The 16,622-nt window shown below is 70.7% G+C and carries 14 protein-coding genes; all 14 read right to left on the bottom strand.

Going from position 1 to position 16,622, the window contains the following annotated elements; genetic code table 11:
• Nucleotides 1-114: 114 nt before the first annotated feature.
• Nucleotides 115-1,383, bottom strand: a complete 1,269-nt coding sequence (locus ACZ434_RS09375; RefSeq protein WP_468453504.1) for a M15 family metallopeptidase — start codon at nucleotides 1,381-1,383, stop codon at nucleotides 115-117.
• Nucleotides 1,380-2,852, bottom strand: a complete 1,473-nt coding sequence (locus tag ACZ434_RS09370; RefSeq protein WP_468453502.1) for an NUDIX domain-containing protein — start codon at nucleotides 2,850-2,852, stop codon at nucleotides 1,380-1,382. Before ACZ434_RS09370 ends, ACZ434_RS09375 begins: the two co-directional genes overlap by 4 nt.
• Nucleotides 2,853-2,909: 57 nt before the next feature.
• On the bottom strand, nucleotides 2,910-4,046 hold the full coding sequence (locus ACZ434_RS09365) for an NUDIX hydrolase (RefSeq protein WP_439454072.1): 1,137 nt from the start codon (nucleotides 4,044-4,046) through the stop codon (nucleotides 2,910-2,912).
• Between the two features lie 76 nt (nucleotides 4,047-4,122).
• On the bottom strand, nucleotides 4,123-5,403 hold the full coding sequence (fxlM, locus tag ACZ434_RS09360; protein ID WP_468453499.1) for a methyltransferase, FxLD system: 1,281 nt from the start codon (nucleotides 5,401-5,403) through the stop codon (nucleotides 4,123-4,125).
• Nucleotides 5,404-5,426: 23 nt separating this feature from the next.
• Complete coding sequence (locus ACZ434_RS09355; RefSeq protein ID WP_468453497.1) at nucleotides 5,427-7,418, bottom strand: ABC transporter ATP-binding protein; 1,992 nt, start codon at nucleotides 7,416-7,418, stop codon at nucleotides 5,427-5,429.
• A complete protein-coding gene (locus ACZ434_RS09350; protein ID WP_390994219.1) occupies nucleotides 7,415-7,882 on the bottom strand; it encodes an NUDIX domain-containing protein in 468 nt (155 codons plus the stop codon). Before ACZ434_RS09350 ends, ACZ434_RS09355 begins: the two co-directional genes overlap by 4 nt.
• Before the next feature lie 369 nt (nucleotides 7,883-8,251).
• Nucleotides 8,252-9,397 carry a hypothetical protein gene (locus ACZ434_RS09345; RefSeq protein ID WP_397726076.1) on the bottom strand — a complete coding sequence of 382 codons (1,146 nt, stop codon included), beginning with the start codon at nucleotides 9,395-9,397 and terminating at the stop codon, nucleotides 8,252-8,254.
• Nucleotides 9,398-9,401: 4 nt separating this feature from the next.
• Nucleotides 9,402-11,444, bottom strand: coding sequence for a methyltransferase, FxLD system (gene fxlM / locus ACZ434_RS09340; protein WP_468453494.1), 2,043 nt, complete (start codon nucleotides 11,442-11,444; stop codon nucleotides 9,402-9,404).
• A gap of 30 nt (nucleotides 11,445-11,474) precedes the next feature.
• Nucleotides 11,475-12,545: a lanthionine synthetase C family protein gene (locus tag ACZ434_RS09335; RefSeq protein ID WP_390994216.1), complete on the bottom strand. Its 1,071-nt coding sequence runs from the start codon at nucleotides 12,543-12,545 to the stop codon at nucleotides 11,475-11,477.
• Entirely contained in the window at nucleotides 12,542-14,440 is a 1,899-nt protein-coding gene (locus tag ACZ434_RS09330) for a lantibiotic dehydratase family protein (protein ID WP_468453709.1), read from the bottom strand. Before ACZ434_RS09330 ends, ACZ434_RS09335 begins: the two co-directional genes overlap by 4 nt.
• Nucleotides 14,441-14,669: 229 nt before the next feature.
• Nucleotides 14,670-14,855: an FxLD family lanthipeptide gene (locus ACZ434_RS09325; RefSeq protein WP_030422121.1), complete on the bottom strand. Its 186-nt coding sequence runs from the start codon at nucleotides 14,853-14,855 to the stop codon at nucleotides 14,670-14,672.
• A 128-nt stretch (nucleotides 14,856-14,983) separates the two neighbouring features.
• Nucleotides 14,984-15,451, bottom strand: a complete 468-nt coding sequence (locus tag ACZ434_RS09320) for a DUF6082 family protein (RefSeq protein WP_468453492.1) — start codon at nucleotides 15,449-15,451, stop codon at nucleotides 14,984-14,986.
• Between the two features lie 74 nt (nucleotides 15,452-15,525).
• Nucleotides 15,526-16,101, bottom strand: a complete 576-nt coding sequence (locus ACZ434_RS09315) for a DUF6624 domain-containing protein (RefSeq protein WP_468453490.1) — start codon at nucleotides 16,099-16,101, stop codon at nucleotides 15,526-15,528.
• Nucleotides 16,098-16,571, bottom strand: coding sequence for a hypothetical protein (locus ACZ434_RS09310; protein WP_397726068.1), 474 nt, complete (start codon nucleotides 16,569-16,571; stop codon nucleotides 16,098-16,100). Before ACZ434_RS09310 ends, ACZ434_RS09315 begins: the two co-directional genes overlap by 4 nt.
• Nucleotides 16,572-16,622: the final 51 nt, after the last annotated feature.

Below are 16,622 nucleotides of genomic sequence, written 5' to 3'. Positions count from 1 at the left end.
TGCCTTCCGTCCGTGGCCGGTCGTGGGTTCGCGACCGGCCATGGGGCGGTGATCGCGCTCCTGCGTCTCCGGATCGGAGCGGGTGGCGAGGAAGTGGACGAGACTGCTGGTGAGTCAGGCCAGTTCGACGGGGCCGTAGCGCGCGTGCGGCTCCCGCCGCGTCAGCGCGTCATACCGGTCCGCTACCGAGAAGTGCCAGAACTCCGTTCCGTAGTTCGTAAAACCCGCTTTCTCCATGGCGTTGAGCAGCAGCGTGCGGTGATGGCGAGCGCGATCGCTGAGGTTCGGAGCATGCGTGAAGCAGGCACCGTCGCTCTCCTCCGGGGAGGCATTGACACGGGTGCCGAGGTCGAGTTCGTGACCGTCCTGGTCGACGAGGGTCACGTCCACCGCCGCGCCCGCGGAGTGGGGCGCGATCTCCGGTGGCGACACGTACCGGCTGGCGGCCCGGTGCAGCTGCTCAGCTGTCCAGTCGGGGTGAGCGGCGGCCAGCTCGTCCCGGTACTCGGTGAAGTAGCGTTGCTGGAGGGTAAGCGGCCGGTAGCCCTCGATGAACAGCAGGTCGGTGCCGGCGGGCAGGAGCGAACGGGCGTGCGTCAACCGGGCCAGGACGCCCTCGCGGACGTGGGCGAACGCGCCCAGCAGATCTTGCTTGCGGGGATCGACACGGAAGTCGTGGTCACGCACGTCGACGAGAGGCTCCCCGCACTCGCGCACCGGGATCGCGGCGACCCGCGGATCGGACATCAACACCAGAGGGTTCATCGAGTCTCCCTGTGACGGCTTGCACTGCTGTGGCGGGACGGGGGAGGCAGAGGCCAGATCGGTTTCGCGCGCGATCCGCGCGATGGTGTCCTGCAGCGTGCTGTCGGCCGGGATCACGGTCTCCAGACCGCCGGGCAGTAAATCCAGCTCGCGGTACCAGGAGGTGAGGTGGTCTTCGGTGACCTGCGCCAGGTACGCGGCGTCCGCCTTCGAGGCATGCCGGACCAATGTCGCCTCCAGCGGCACGTCCAGGTAGTAGCAGCTGGAGACGCCGCGGTGGTCCCGTACCAGAGACGTGATCATGTGGCCGTAGCGGTCGGCGTACAGGATCCCTTCGAGCACGACGTGGAAGCCGGCGTCGAGGGCTGCGCGTGCGATCCTGCCCAGCAGGGCGATGTTGGCGCCGCGCGCGGTGTCGTGTTCCCTGAGCACGTTCCGGCGGATCACGTCCTGCCCCACGATCGCGATGCCGCGGCCGTAGCGATCTCTAAGGCCCTGGGCCACGCTTGACTTGCCCGACGCCGAGTTGCCGCGGATCACCACCAGGCGGGTGTCCGAACGTCCGGCTGCAGTTGCAGTGGATGCGCGACAGGCTGCGCTGTTCGGTGTGCCGGTCATGCGGGCCATCCCGTCTCGCTGTACAGATCGCCGTTCTGGATCTTCGCGATAGCCAGTCGGGTATAGGGGACGAGGCCGTCGGGAAGGGCGGCGGGATCCCAGAATTTCCACTGGGTGCACTTGTCCGGCTCGCGCAGCACCGGCTCGCCACTCCAGGTACGGGCGCGGAAAAACAGGCCCATGCGGGGCGGGTTCCTGGGCTTACCGATGTGGTGGACGACATGGACGAGTTCGACGTCCTGGCGCTCGATGTGCAGCCCGGCTTCTTCCTTTGCCTCCCTGATCAGGCAGTCGATGGCGTTCTCCTGCTCGCAGTGGCCGGCCAGGACGTGCCAGGTGGACGGCGCGAACGCGGAGTCGGGGTGGCGCAGCCCGAGCAGCACCGTCCCGTCGGGGCGTTCCAGGTAGAGGTGGACGCCGATGATGTTGGGGACCGTGCCGTGCGGTGACGCCAGACGCTGTTCCTCGGGCTCGGGTCCGCTCTGCATCGGCGGGAGGCTGGCGGCGTGGCGCCGTACGAGGTCGCTGGTGGTGTCCGCGATGCGCAGGCGGTGGAGGTCGTCGGGGGCGAACCAGGCGAGCATTACTCCTTCGGTCAGGTGGAGTTCGCGCGGGTCGCCGTTCCAGCGGCCTGCGTAGACGGCGATGGATACGGTCGTGCCGTCGTCGTGGGAGGCGTACTCGGTGCCGAACGGGGACAGGTCGGCGAGATCGAGGCCGGCTTCTTCGGCCAGTTCGCGCCGCACGGTGTGTTCCAGGGTGGCGTCCTGGGGCTCTCGGCCGCCGCCCAGCAGGGACCACATGCCCGGCTCCCAGATCTGACCGGGGAGGTAGTCGCGCAGGTGGAGCAGGTACTCGCCGCGGTCGTTGTAGATCAGTGCAGAGGCGTTGGCCGCCTCCGGTTTGACCTGGAGCGGGAGCTTGAGGAGCTTCTCGCGCAGGGAAGGGGAGGCCGCCTTGTCCACGGGGCGCCACTCGATGCCGCCGACCTCCTCTTCCTGCAGCATCACCTCCACCTCGTTCGTGGTGTGCAGGCGGAAGAGGAATCGGAAGTCGAAGTGCTGGTGGCCGGGTTCGCCTTTGCCCTGATTTGCGCCGATGTCGTGGATGTCGATGTCGAACGGCACGGTCTCGTAGTCGGGCCACGGCGTGATCTCCTGGGCCGGGATCCCGGTTTCCTCGTGCAGCTCCCGCAGCGCCGTCCCTGCCAGGGACTCATCGGAGGGCTCGGCATGTCCGCCGGGGAGAAGAACTTTCCCGCTCGCCAGGTGGAGCACGTGCAGGACGCGGCCGAGCGGGTCGAGGACGGTCGCGCCGCAGGTGACGTGTCCCGTGAAGGTGGAGCGGCTGGCGATGTCGGTGGGACGTTCGAGGGCGTGCAAGAGGGCGCCGAGCTGCTCGTGCTCGTGAGGGTGACGGGCGAGGTAGGTCTCGACAGTGGTGCGGATGTGGTCGTGTGACAGCGGCATGGGGCTACCTCAGAGGGGCGTGGCGCGGGACGAGTCGAGGAGGGGCGGTTGTGCGGGTCAGCTCAGCCGCATCCCCTCGGCAGGGATCTCCTTGATGGCGGTGGCGCGGGCGGTGGGCAGACGCCACCGCTCTCGTGCCGTGTCCACCGCGAGCTGGGCTTGCCGCGCGCCGGGCGGGCCCCAGCCCAGCAGGGCGGCTGCCTGGGCGGGGGTGGCGAGCAGGCGGACGAAGGGGCGGCCGGTGGCGGGGTCGACGGCCGCCGGCCCGATGGCGGTGACCCGAGCGGCCAGGCGGAGCCGGGCGTTGGGCCCCACGCCGCCGTAGACCTCGCCGGTCTCGTCCAGCACCCAGCCCAGTCGCACCGGATCGGTCAGGGTGAGCTGGGCCTCCTCGGCGGCTTCCCGGTGCAGGGTGTCTTCGGGCGTCGCGTCGGTGTTCTCCACGGTGCCCCCGGGCAGCATCGGCAGCGCGCCCCGCGGGCCGGGATCGGCCACCAGGACGACCCGGCCGTCGGGGACGAAGCACCACGCCCAGGCTTGCCGTACGGGCAGCCGATCGGGGACGCGGCCGTGGTGGAGAGGGCTGTCCCACAAGGGCCGGTAGCGGACGTGGACGTCATGGCGGTCCAACGCCGGGACGTCGAGGATGTGCTGGCCGTCGGCGAGGTGAGCGGTGGCGGTGTTGCCGAGCCGGGCACGGTAGGCGGCGAGCGTGATCTGACCGTCCACGGGGCGCAGCCGCTGGACCGCGTCCCGGGTCTCCAGGAAGGCGTACTCGGAGAGTTCCTTGGGTGGCAGGCGGATCGCCTTCACCTGGGCGGGGGTGAGGGTTCCCCCGTCGAAGACCAATCGGACCTCGCCGGGGCAGGGCGTGCCGGGCTGAAGGTCGGGGTGGTTTTGGGAGAAGGAGTGGACGGCGAGCACGGCCGACAGAGGCAGATCCAGGCCCAGTTCCTCGGTGATCTCGCGTCGGCAGGTGACGTGCGGGTGCTCGCCGGCTTCGACCACGCCTCCAGGCAACAGCCACGAGCCGTCCTCGCGGTAGGTGGGGTGCACGAGCAGGATCCGGCCGACCTCGTCGGTGATGATCGCGGCGGCGCCGAGCCACGCCGCATGCCGGGACGCGGCGTACTGCCAGGCGGGCGGAGCGGGACGGGGGGTGACGTGATCCGAAGGGGAAACGGGGGAGGTCACGTGGCTCTGCCTTTCGGGCGGTGGACGGGCGGGAGTTCAGCGCGGACCAGCTATGGAGAGCGGGAGGTATCGCTGTTCATCCGGTGCTGCGGCTCCCGGCGCTGCCGGAGACGATCGGCCAGTCCAGGGTGATGAGGGTGTGCTTCTTGGCGAACACGTGCGGTTGGTGGTCCGTATCCGCCGGGGCACGGTCGGCTGCCGGGTGGACGGTGATACGGGGGCAGCGGGCGCCGCGGTGGTTGCGCTGCCAGTGCTCGACCTGCTCGGCCATCTCCTGTGAGACGAGGTGTCCTTGGTCGCCGTAGCCGTGAATAACGAACTCGTACCGGCCCTTGCCGTCGTCTCCGTCGCCGATGCGCTCATGGGTCAGCCGGGCGAGGGAGGCACCGCGGACGATGGCGGCGCCGGGCCAATGGCGGGGCGGTGGGTTCAGGACTCCGCTGTTGACGTCCGGGTCGACCTCCAGGCGGCAGAAGCCGGGCAGGGCGCCGGCGAGGTAGAGCATGAGGGCGTCGAACGGTTCCTGGCCGCCGACGGTGATGTTGGTGCGGGTGACGGTCGGCTCGCGGTTGAGGGCGGGAGCGAGTTGGTCGACGGGCAGCGGGGTGCCGTCTTCCCAGGAAAGGTGGATGCCTGTGCCGGGGACGGTGCGGCGGTTCGTGTTCCAGGCGCCGTCGCCTTGCATGGCGACGAAGCCGCAGACGATGAGCGGCTCGTCGCTGAGCAGTGCCCCCTTGACCTTGGTGAAGCCGATGGCCCAGTGGTAGCCGTGCAGCCGCAGCGGCGCGATGAGACGGCCGCCTTCGGCCAGGGCGCCGATCCAGGGCAGGTCCCAGGTGTCGACGGTGACCAGGATGGCGTCGAATCCGCCGTCCGGAATAAGCCGTTCGGGCAGGTGCTCGGCGTCTGCGGTGACGACGCGGACGCCGTCGTACCCGGTCTCGGAGAGGAAGCGGGTGGCCCGCTCGGTGACGGCAGGATCGATGTCGAGGGTGGTGACGTGACCGGTCGGGCCGACGAGTTCGGCGATCAGGGCGGCGTTGTAGCCGCCGGAGCCGATCTCCAGCGCGTGGTGGCCGGGCTGGATGCGGGCGGCTTCGAGCATGTCGGCCTGCAGCCAGGGTGCGGAGATGGAGCTAATCACCTGGCCGTCGGGCGCATGGCGGGTGGCGACGATGTCGTTGGCGTACGCGGCTTCGAGGGACACCTCGGGGGCGAAGGCGTGGCGGGGTACGGTGCGCAGGGCGTGGTCGACCGCGGGTGTGCGGATGTGTCCGGCGGCTGCCAGGTGGTCGGCCAGCTGGTGGCGCAGGGGGGCGGCTTCGTCGAGGTCCGTGGTGATGGGGGGTGTGGTCACGGTGGGCCTTTCGGGCGAGCGGCTCATACCTGGTCCGGGACGGTGGGCGCTGCGGGGTGGGGAATGGCCGTGGTCGGGGCGTACTGGGCGGCTTGGGCGTCGAACATGGCGGCGTATCGGCCGCGGGCGGCCATGAGTTCGTCGTGGGTGCCGTGCTCGGCGAGGTGCCCGTTGTTGAGGACGTAGATGTGGTCGGCGTGGCGGACGCCGGACATGCGGTGGGTGACCAGGACGACGGCCCGGTTCGGTGCGGCGAGGCGGCGGATGCGGTTGAAGGCTTCGATCTCGGCTTCAGGGTCGAGGGCGGAGGTGGGCTCGTCCACGATGAGGACGCCGTCTGCCTGCGATGTTGAGCTACGCCAGTGCGTGCGGGCCAGGCCGACTTTCTGCCATTCACCGCCGGACAGCTCGATGGCACCGCGGAACATGCGGGCCAGCAGACTGCGCAGGCCGTCGGGGAGTTTGGCGATGACGGGGCCGGCGACGGCGTAGTCGACCGAGGGCTTCAGGTCATCGTCGGTTGCCGGGTGGTCGGGGCGGCCGAGGCGGATGTTCATCGCGGCGGTCACCGGCCAGCGCTGGAAGTCCTGGGTGAGCAGGGAGACGCGCTCGAAGACCTGGGCCCGGTCGAGGTCGGTGAAGTCCGCCTCGCCCCAGCGCAGCGTGCCGCTCTCAGGCAGCAGCATGCCGGAGAGGATCTTCATCAGGGTGCTCTTGCCGGAGCCGTTCTCGCCCACCACCGCGGTCACCGACCCCATCGGCAGGGTCAGGGATACCCCGTCCAGCGCCGCGGTGTCCCGGTCGGGGTAGCGGTAGGTGACCTGGTCGAGAACGATCTCCTTGATGCGTTCCGGTACGGGAGCCCCGCCGGCAGGCAGCGTCCGCTGGCCGGCCTCGGTGAGGAAACGGCCATGGTCGCGGACGTAGAGGCTCTCCTCGTGCAGCTGGTTGATGTTCATGACCAGCGCGCCCAGGCTCGCCGAGCCGGCACGTACCGCGATGACGGCGGTACCGGCGACGGCGAGGCTCATGTGCCCGGCCATGATCAGCCAGAACATGGTCCCGTAGGTCGCGGCCATGGCCAGGCCGGACAGTGCGGAGGCGACCCACTCAGTGAGGGCCTTGCTGGAGGCGAGGCGTTCTTGCTCGGCTTCGGCGCTCTCGGCCATGCGCTCATAGCGGCTGAGGAGGAAGGGGCCGACCGCGTGAAGACGGACTTCTTGCGCGGCGGTGCGTTCGGTGAGCAGATTGCCGATCAGGCGGCTGGCCCGCACGTGTTCGATCCAGCTCATCACCGACACGTAGCGTTCCTGGGCGACCCGCATGGCGCCCCAGCCGCGCGGCGCGGCGATGAGGATCAGCATGGGCAGCAGCGCGGGGTGGAGTACGGCGAGGACGCCAGCGGTGGTGGTCAGGGAGATGAGGCCGTTCAGCGCGGCGACGCAGGAGCTGATCATGCGGCGGGCGGAGCTGGGGCCGTGCTGGGCGATGTCCACGAGCCGCCGGAAGTCGGGGTCGTCGATGGCCTCCAGCTCGACGCGGGCTGCGGCGGCCAGGTACTGGGTGGTGGCGATCCGCTCTACCTTGGGCTCGAGCCGTCCGGCGCGGGAGGTGGACCAGGCCGACAGGGCGGAGTTGACGACGCCGATGATCGCTGCGGCCAGCAGGCCGGGTAACAGGGCGTGCAGCCGCTCGGCGGCGCTGCCGCTGCCGGCGAGCAGGGCGTGCATGACCGCGTTGACCGCCAGCAGTCCGGCGGCTGCGGCAATGCCCTGGCCGATCTCGCTCACCCCGACCGACAGCAGGGCACGCCGGTCGGCCTGCCACGCCATGCGCAGCGTCGCACCGACGAGACCGGGCATGGAGCGCAGCGCCGACATCATGGTCAGGTCCAACGTCGCGTGCTCGTGCTGGGACCAGCCCATGTCGTAGCGCAGGGGACCGCCGAACAGCTCGTGCTCGGCGTCGGAGACCTGCGGATCGGCCATCGTGACCGGGCCGAAGAACCTCTTCACGCCGCGCCTCCTGCGGACCAGTTGATGGCCCGGTAGGACGGGCCGTGGATGAGCACGTGGAAGATCGCGGCGGTGTAGGGGTGGCAGTTCGGGGAGGGTCTTTCCATCGGCACCCAGAAGAGCCCTTCGTGCTTGTCCGGCTCGGCGTTGTACGGCTCACCCGTCCACGACTGGGACACGAACACGGCGGTGATCCGATCCAGCCCGCCATGGGCGTTGTGATGGTGTATGAGGCCGCAGAACTCCTGCTGCTCCGCGCTGATGAAAACGCCCGCCTCCTCCTGCGCTTCGCGCCGTGCGGCGTGGTCGAGTGGTTCACCGGCCTGCAGGTGGCCGCCCACGACAGTGAGCTGTCCCGGTGCGAGGGCAGCGTCCGCCTTACGGCGTACGCACAGGGCGGCACCGTTGGACCGGAGTAGGACCTGGGCGACGTCGGCGATCAGCAGGTGAGGCTCCCCGCTCACAGACGACCCTCCTGCTGCAGGCGCCCGACGGTGTGCCGGTCCCGACCGTGGGTGGCGGCGTGGGTCATGCCAGGCACCTCGTATCCGGTCGTGACCCACGGGCGGACGAAGCGTTGCGGCCGGCTGCGGAGTGCCGGGGGGTACCCGAGGAAGCGGTGGTGTTTTCGAACGCGGGATGAACAAGCGCAGGGCGGCGTACGGGATTCACGGGGGCTCCTCGGACTGAAATGCGGACAGGTGATCGGATAACGGCGGGTCGGCCGTCGCCGTAACGGGTGGACGCGGGCGAAATCTAGAACTCGAATTCGAATACTGGGCCCTCTCCTTCTGTGGTCGGGCGAGGCGGGCTGTGATGCTGCGTTCGATCACTCATGTGGGTTGCGGTACCTCCATCGGGGGATTGCCTGGTGCCGCCTGGTCGTCTCGGAGAAGTCGCCTCAGATCGGCTTCGCCGAGCGTGACGGCTTCGGTCAGCGACCGCTGGTGATCTGCGGGCAGGGTTCCGGCACCGAGACCTGCGTCAGAGACCACTGAGCCGAGCGCAGATGTCCGCTCGGTGCTGAGCAGTGCCCGGATAGTCGGGTGGTTCAGCACTTCACGCGCGGCATAGGCGTCGAGGCGGGCCACGTCGGTGAGAGCTGAGAGGAGCGAGTTCGTTTGCGGCCCGTTGACGTCGAGTTCCAAGGCAGCCAGGCCCGTCCGGGTCTGGAACACGGCGATCGAGGGTTCGGGATCGGCCAGGAGCGAGACGGCTGCGTGCTGGGCCTGGTCGACGTCGGCTCGCGCAAGTGGTGCCGCGACCGGGCGGCAGTGGGCGCGCAGGAGGGTGGCCACGGCCATCTCCCAGGGTTCCGTGGGCTGGGTGGTGTCGATCAGGTCGCGGGCCTGCTGGTCCAGGCCCTGCTCCATCAGGGCCATGATCTTGATCTGACGGCCGTCGAGGAGGCGGTTGCCGATGCCGCGGTGCTGGGCCATGGCGTCGGCGGCCTCGGTCCACCGCCCGATCTGGGCGAGGGCGCGGGCGCCGTCCACGAGCAGGGTGACGTACAGCTCCTGGCACACCGAGCGGTGGCCCTCGTCCGTGCCGGTCAGGGTCGAGAGGTCGACGGTGCGGCCGTCGAGGTCGGTCTTGTTGCGGTGCCGGGCAGCGTCGTTGAGGCAGTGCAACAAGCTGTAGGCGAGTTCGCCGTGGCCGGCGCGAGTCTGCAAGCGGGCGAGGTTGACGAGCGGCATCAGCGACATGACGGCGACCCGTCCGCTGAGGCGCCCGGCGTTGGCGAAGACCTGGTGCTGGCGCCAGCACAGATCCTCGGCCAGGTCGGGCATGCCGACGTCGGAGGCGATGAGAGCCGCGTAGTTGAGGACCCCGCAGGCGCGGGCCACCAGGTCGTGGTGGCTCGCACCTGCGGGCGCGACGGTCAGCCCGGTGAGGTGGTTGATGCGCTCCTCCAAGGGGAGCGCGGGCGCCTTGGTGCGGCGGACCAGCGGGATACGGCTGGCTATCGCGGGGATCATCGGCTCAGCCCTTGCGCGCCCAGTCGACAACCAGTCGGCTGTAAGGCTTGTCGACGACGAAGCGGGCGTCGTCCGCAGTCAGCCGGTCACGCGAGTCCGCGACGGCCATCCGGAAGCCCGGCTCGGGGCCGTCGTTGCCGCCGCTGGCGTCCCAGGCGCGGATCTCGCTCACCACACGCTCGGCGATGTCGGCACCGCCCTCGCCGTGGCCGATCACGCCGACCTCCCAGTACCGGCCCTTCTCATCCTCGCCCTCGCGGATGGTCAGGTAGGCCAGCGACCCGCCGTCGAGGGCTGCCATGGAGCCCCACCCGAAGTGTGGGGTGAATCCGGGGCGCTGGCCCGGCAGGCGGGAGAGGCCGTTGGGCAGTGCGCAGGCCAGGTACAGGTACAGCCACTCCCAGGCGGAGCCCTGGCGGAACTTCACCCCGGTGTAGAGCTTGGTCTGCTGTTCGTCGAGAACCGTGCGCAGCGCCTCGCGGTCGACGTCCTGCTCGCTGAACGTCTCCAGGCGGACGCTGCCCTCGCCGGCCATGGGGACGAGTGTGTACACGTCGTCGCATACGCCCTTGCGGAGCGGGACGAAGGTGGCCATCTCGCAGGAGACGGTCTTCCACGTGTCCCCGTTGCGTTCGAAGGCGAAGGAGCGGGAGATGCTGCCGCGGATGCGCATCGGCAGGACCAGGCGCCCGTCGGGCGCGAGCTGGTCGAGGATCTTCACGGGGACGTCGCCGGCGCCGACAGTGAAGATGATCCGGTCGTAGGGGGCGTGCTCAGGCAATCCGGCCGCGCCGTCGGCCATCACCGCGGTGGCGTTGTCGACGTCGGCCTCGGAGAGGTTCTTGTTCGCGCCGGCGACGAGGTCCTGGTCGACGTCGAGGGTCCACACCTGCCCGCCGGGGGAGACGATCTTGCCGAGGAGGGCGGCGTTGTAGCCGGTGGCCGCTCCGGCTTCCAGGACCTTGTGGCCGGGCTGGGCGCCGAGCTGTTCGAGCTGGGTGGCGACGATGGACGGCGCGGAGATGCAGGAGATCATCTCCCCGTGCTCGTCGTGCTTGATCGGGACCGCGTCCTCCTTGTACGCGCTCTCCAGGTCGACGCCGGGCAGGAAGGCGTGCCGGTCGGTCGTGCGGAAGGCGTCGATGGCCGCCTGGCTGCGCAGGTGGCCGCTGTCGACGAGCCGCTGGGCGAGGGCTTCGCGCAGCTGGTTGGGGTCGGTTACGGGTGTCACGGTGGTCTCCATTCGGGGGAGGCTAGGGTCCGCGGAGGCGGACTTGCGGGTAGACACGTCGCCTTCTCCGATGGAGAAGGCGACGTGACGGCCGAGCCACGCGGTGGCGGCCTGCACTTCGGCAGGCACGCCTGCGCGGTTGAAAGCGAAGATCGCGTGATGGGCGATGACGCCCCGGATCCCGCGTATCAGCCGGCCGTCGGCGGCGAGCCGGCGCAGGCGGCGGCCGGCGTCCTCGAACGCGGCGACGCGTTCGACCCAGCCCGCCTCCGCGTCGGGGCGTAGGGCGGCGTCAGCGTTCATCAGCCGCCGCATCGCGGAGACGGCCTTCTCCAGGGCGGGCCCCTGGGGCGGAGTGGCGGCGGGCCGCAGGGCGGCCCACCGGGCGTAGACGTCTCCGGCTTCGAACGGGTCCAGCCCGGCCGCGCGGATCATGGCGGACAGCAGCATCACGCTGCGCTCGCGGGCGCCGGGGACGCCGGTCTCGGCGAGCGCGGCCGGGCTGTCGGCGCAGAACACGTCGTGCGCGACGGCCATGGCTTCGGGACCGCCGAAGGCATGGGTCTCCGGCTCGTAGATTCCGCCCGTCCAGCCGGTGATCACGCGGTCGGCGACGAGCTGGTCCAGCAGGCTGGTGGCAGGCTGTTCGGTGCGCAGGCGCACGCCGGCGTCCTTGCGTAGGAAGTGGAAGCGGTGCCCGGACAGTGCGGTCGCCAGGGCTTGGGCGGCGCCCGCGTGCTGGTCGGGGAAGGCCACGGAGGCGTGCCACCAGGACGTGGCCGGAGGGATCGGCAGGTTCTCGTCGTCGAAGGCCATGAGGAGTCATCTCCTTGCGAGGCGGCAGGGTCAGGTGAGCAGGAGGGCGCGGGTCCAGCCGGTGTTGTCGGTAGCGTTCAGGGCGAGTTGGGCTCCGGCACGGCCTTCCATGAATCCTGGTTTGGGCAGGCGCTTCCAGTCGGCGGCCAGCCGTCGGTGCAGGTCCTGGATGATCGGGGTGAAGCGTGCGGGTGAGGGGCTGTCGGCGGCGACCGCGCGGGTGAGCATCAGCAGGCCGGCCCAGCCGTGGCAGAGGGTCGAGTCGGTGATGCGGGCGAGGTGCAGCGGGTCGGTCAGGATGGTCGCGACGGTGTCCTCTGCCGCTCGGCGCCGGGCGGGGTCATCGAGGGCGAGCGCGGCGAGCTGCTGGGCGCGGGCCATGCCGGGCTGGCCGTAGCACCAGGACTGGCGGGCCGGTTCCGCCTCTGGCGGCTGGTCGGTGTCCAGGTGGGCTGCGGTGGACCAGTAATGGCTGCCGTGCCGGTCGAGCCAGGTCGCGAAGGTGCCGACGGCTTCCTCCTGGCCGGGGACGCTGACGCCTTCATGCAGGGCGAGGGAGAGCACGGCCAGGGGCCCCGCGATGCCGTGAGCCATGCCGTTGTTGCCGTGCCCGCCGGCCATCGTCTTCCCGTCGGGGCCGACCGGCGACCACCACCCGGGCAGCATCCGACCGTCACCGCGGAGGGGGTGGGCGAGTGCGACGAGGCAGGTGAGCACGTCGGGCAGCTGTGGCGCGGGCGGTTGGCGGGAGAGCAGGAGGGCGGCGAGTCCGGTCATGCCGCGGATGAGGTCCCATTCGGCGAGGTGGGGCAGCGCGCTGGCCGCCTGGCGGCGGTGGGCGGCGGCGAGCCGGGCGTCCACGACGTGGTCGACGGCCGCGCGGACGTCGTCGTCGGCCCCGCGGGCGCGGGCCAGGACGAACTCCAGAGCGGGAGCACCGTGGAAGAGAGATGCGTTGCTGCCGGTGCTCACCCCGCGGGCAGTCGCCTGGGCGAGGTGGCGGCGTGCGGTGGACAGGTCGCGGCGCTCGATGTCGAGCAGGGCCATCCCCAGGGCGCCCTCGGACAGGTCCTGCGTGCGGGGCACGGTCGTCGTGGTCATGAGCGCCTGGCCAGGGGGACGACGATGCTGTGGGCCCGGCCGCCGATCCACCCGTCGGCGTCCGGCGGGGGCGCGTCGTGCAGGGTGGCGATGCCGAAGGGGCTGGCGTCCAGGTGCGCGCGCAGGAGGTCCAGGTCGACGTCGCGGGTCAGATCGAGGGGCAGCTGCTGGTCGTCCTCGGCGAGCAGGACCCGCTCCGGCACCCGGAACCGGGCACGCCAGGCGTGGAGTTGGTCCGCCCACTGTTGGAGTGGGGCGGTGCGGGCGGGCAGCGTGCGGCTGCGGATCTTCCACCGGGCGGCGGTGAGGGTGGTGCGCCGGTAGGTGAGGGCCGGGGTGAAGGGCAGGGTCCAGGCGGCGCCCCAGTCGAACCAGGTCACCTGCGCGGACGCGGCCCGGCTGATCTCGCCGAGGAAGCGGGCCATCGGCGGGGTGTAGTTGTTCCACAGGAAGTTGATAGCCGTGGGGGCCAGCAGCTCCAGCGGCTTGCCCGTTGCGGACTCCACCAGCTGGGGGCGGCCGTCGGCGACGGTGACCGACAGGTCACGGGGGAAGAGGACGTTCGGGCCGGGGTGGCGGAATTCGCCAACGCTCACGATCCGGGGCAGGGCCTGGGGCGCGCGGGTGAGCAGGTCAGCAGGCACCCGGCCGGCGTGGAAGGAGAGCTGCGCGAGCTCCGCCGCCGGATCGACGGTGGGCAGGTTCGCGTACGCCTCCTGGGTTCCGGGGAACAGGTGCCAGAACCGGCCGGTCATAGACCCGGCCGAGCGGGAGACGGTCAGAACGCGCAGCCGGAAGTCACCCCGGTCCAGTGCCGGAATAGAGGGAGCGTGGACCTGTCCGGCCAGTTCGAGGTGAGGCGCCAGGTCCTGGGGTCTGTCGCCGGCCGCTGCCTCCAGTTCCTCGATCATCGCCCCGGTCAGCGCGACGGCGCTGCTGCCTTCGGCGGCGGCGGTGCCGGCCAGCTCCAGCAGCAGACGGTCACGCCGGGACATCGGCCGGGGCGGTTCGCTCGCCGTGACGAACCCTGCCGGGAACCCCACGCCCCGGTCAGGATCCGTGGCCACCTCCACCGGAACACTCGTGGTCTCGCCGTAGCGCTCGGTGAACTGCTCGATCCACCGCCGCCAGGTCGGTGTCCCGGTCGGATGGGTGACGAGGCGGGCCAGTACGGTCGCCGCGGTCTCCACTTCGGTCAGCACCTGCTCGGGCAGTCGCACTTCGGCGTCCAACCGCAGGTCGCATGCGGTCCGCAGGCCGGCTGCCTGAGCGCGCGCCGCGGGCGATAAGACTTCGGTGGGGTCGGCGACGGTGGCGGGCGCGCGCAGCGAGGAGCGCAACAGCCGCACCCGCAGCAGTTCACCGAGCAGCCGGTCGCGCGCGGTGCCGCTCACGGAGGGGAACTCCGCGGCCAGCTTGTCGGACAACTGGCGGTACCTGATGGGCGATCGGGACAGGTCGAGGACGAGACGCAGTGCGGGGCTCAGGGCGAGGCGGAATTCGGCGTCGCCCTCGGACGGTACGTGGATGTGCTGGTCGCGCTGTCGGATCAGGGTATTGACGCAGACCTCGGCGTCGGCCATACGCGCAGCGTCGCTCTCCCAGGTACTGAGAACTTCCTCGAGCCCGATCGGCTCGGGGCGGGCCACGGCCTGGTGCTCGTCGCCGATGCGGACGGACGTGGTCTGATCGAAGCCGAGCGGGGCGACGCCAGCGAACAGGCCGTAAGGGGTGGAGCGGCGTACGTAACGAATCGCGTAGCGGGCGGTGGCCAGCGCCGCCCGCCGCATCCGGCGCACCTTCGGTGTACGGCCGTCGATGATGGCCTGCACCTGGTCCGCCAGGTGAGGGCTCGCCTGCGACACGGTCCGGCGGAAATCGGTGTCGGACCACACCGTGCTCAACCACGCGCGCCACTCCTCCACAGGTGCCGTGTGCGTCGGCCAGGGCGGCATGGCGGGCTCGGCCGTGTGTACCGCAGCGCGCAGTATGGCCTGCCCCGCAGCCTCGTACAGTCTGGGCCGGTGCCGTGTCATCAGGGCTCTCCTCATCTTCTGCGTGACGGGCGGGGCAGACCGGACGGGGGAAGCCCCCGTCCGGCCCGCGTTGCCGGGGTGATCCGGCTTACGAGGTGGTGCAGGCGCTGGGGCAGGAGCTGCCGCAGTTGTCGCCCGTGCTGCACATCAGGACCGTCTCGGTCGCCGGCGTTCCCTCGATGAAGGTGATGTCGAGCCCGAACGGGTCGTCGTCGGCCTTCACGAGGTTCGCCTGCGCGGGAGCGGTCGGCCTCTCGGCCTGGATGGCGGTCATGCATGCCTCCTAGGAGTGATGGATGGTGCGGGATGCCGAGGCCCGGTCGGGCCCCGGGGTCTGCTGCCGGACGGCGACGGTGGCGAAATCGTCTGAGCCGTCGCGCGTCCGGGGCCGGTGGGGTGCGTTCAAGCTGCTGCGGGCTGCGCCTGCGGGTGGTTTTTCGCGGCCTGCTCCAGCACCCGGGTGAAGTACTCGGCCCGCTCGTCGCCCTCGGCCTCCTGAGCGCGGAGGTCGCCGAAGCGCTGCCAGTAGCGCCGGCAGACGTCGCGACTCATGACCATCGCGGCGTAGAACGGCAGCTGTCCGTCGCGGATACGGCCGAGGCAGTGTCGGAGGCTGAGGGCGCAGATGAGTCGGTTGGCCGACATGAGCTGCATGTACTCCCCGGCCTTCATGTCCTCGGGCTTCCACAGCTCGGCGAGGTCGGCGTTGGTGGACACCCGGTTCAGCCAGTCGAGCTGGTTGCCCGCGAGGAGCGCCTCGTTGCGCTCGGCTTGGTGCCGCGCGTCCTGCCTGAGCCGGGCGGCTCCGACCACAGCGAAGCTGAGGGAGAGGGCAGCACCGGCAGTGAGGACGGCGATGGTGAGCTTCATCTGTCAACGATCCTTTCGCAGAGCGGAGTTGTGGCCGGAGGGTCGACTGGTGGAGACCACGGTGTTCCGCTTGTTCACGCGGCCTCCGCGAGGACGACGCTTGGGACTTCATCGGCAGAGCCGTCAGGCATGTACCGGCGGCGCACCGTCTCCAGCGCGACAGCGATCGGCGGCAGACCGACCGTGGCCCTCCGTTTGTCGACGGACTCCGGCGCGCGCAGTGGGCACAGCTCGATGCCGTCAGCGAACAGCAGGAGCTGGGTGCCGTACTCCTGAGTGCGCCTGCTGGTGATGAGGGCACGGTCGTGCAGGTGCGCCCAGTGCTGGACCGGGGCGTCGCCGGCCCAGACTGCACGTCCCAGCAGGGTGGCGGCGGCGCGCTGGAAGGCGGGGACGTCGTCGCTGTGCAGAGCGATGCTCCAGGCGGCGCGGGCCGCTTTGGGGCCGACGAGGCGATGGCCGGGCCAGTCGTGCTCGGCCAGGATGCGGCGCAACACGTTGGTGTTGGCATGGTCGGTGTGCCGGCCCTGCCCGAGTTGGACGGCGTCGAGCTGGTCGCGCACGCGCTTGGCCCGGTGCGCGGCCGATTTCGTGGCGCGGGCGATCAGCTCGCGGGCGAGGTCGGGGCGCTGCGGCTCGTCGGTTGTCACGCGCTGCTCCGATCGTCCGCGGCCAGATGAGGAGCGTGGGCCTGGCAGCTGATCAGAGCGCTGAGTCCGGGGCGGTGCTCGGCGGTCAGTTCGAGGCGGGCGACTCGGTCACCCTCTCGTCCTGGGCCGGAACCGCGTACATCCCAGCCCATGTCGGTGAGCCGACGCAGCAGGGCGGCAACGGGCTCGGCTTGCAGGGCGTGCCGGGCCAGGACTTCGGCCCGTACGAGCGGGAGGCCCTGCCGGGCGGCGAAGTCGGAGGCCCACAGGGTGATCAGCCGGGTGATGTCGTCGGACTGGTCGGGCAGGGTGTGGACGCGTCCCAGGAAGAGGCAGGGGCCCTCGCCCCAGCTGAGGCCGGGGTCGCGCTCGGGGACCATGCAGGCCAGCAGCCTTCCGTCCTCGACCAGACCGGCCGACTTCGTCTGCGGGTCGCGGAACAGGGCTGGCACGTCGGCTTGAGCGGGCACGGGGAGACCGCGCACGGTGAGCCAGCACTGTCGGTCCTGAATGAGAGCAGC

This window comes from Streptomyces sp. NPDC030893 (assembly GCF_055571535.1).
Note: the sequence above shows the minus strand (reverse complement) of the source record. Positions and strands in the feature narration are given on the sequence as shown.

Excerpts from the sequence above, each read along its gene's own strand:
- ACZ434_RS09375 (WP_468453504.1), bottom strand. The coding sequence starts at position 1,383 with ATGACCGGCACACCGAACAGCGCAGCCTGTCGCGCATCCACTGCAACT.
- ACZ434_RS09325 (WP_030422121.1), bottom strand. The coding sequence starts at position 14,855 with ATGACCGCCATCCAGGCCGAGAGGCCGACCGCTCCCGCGCAGGCGAAC.
- fxlM (WP_468453494.1), bottom strand. The coding sequence starts at position 11,444 with ATGGCCTTCGACGACGAGAACCTGCCGATCCCTCCGGCCACGTCCTGG.
- ACZ434_RS09370 (WP_468453502.1), bottom strand. The coding sequence starts at position 2,852 with ATGCCGCTGTCACACGACCACATCCGCACCACTGTCGAGACCTACCTC.
- ACZ434_RS09335 (WP_390994216.1), bottom strand. The coding sequence starts at position 12,545 with ATGACCACGACGACCGTGCCCCGCACGCAGGACCTGTCCGAGGGCGCC.
- ACZ434_RS09320 (WP_468453492.1), bottom strand. The coding sequence starts at position 15,451 with ATGAAGCTCACCATCGCCGTCCTCACTGCCGGTGCTGCCCTCTCCCTC.
- ACZ434_RS09345 (WP_397726076.1), bottom strand. The coding sequence starts at position 9,397 with ATGATCCCCGCGATAGCCAGCCGTATCCCGCTGGTCCGCCGCACCAAG.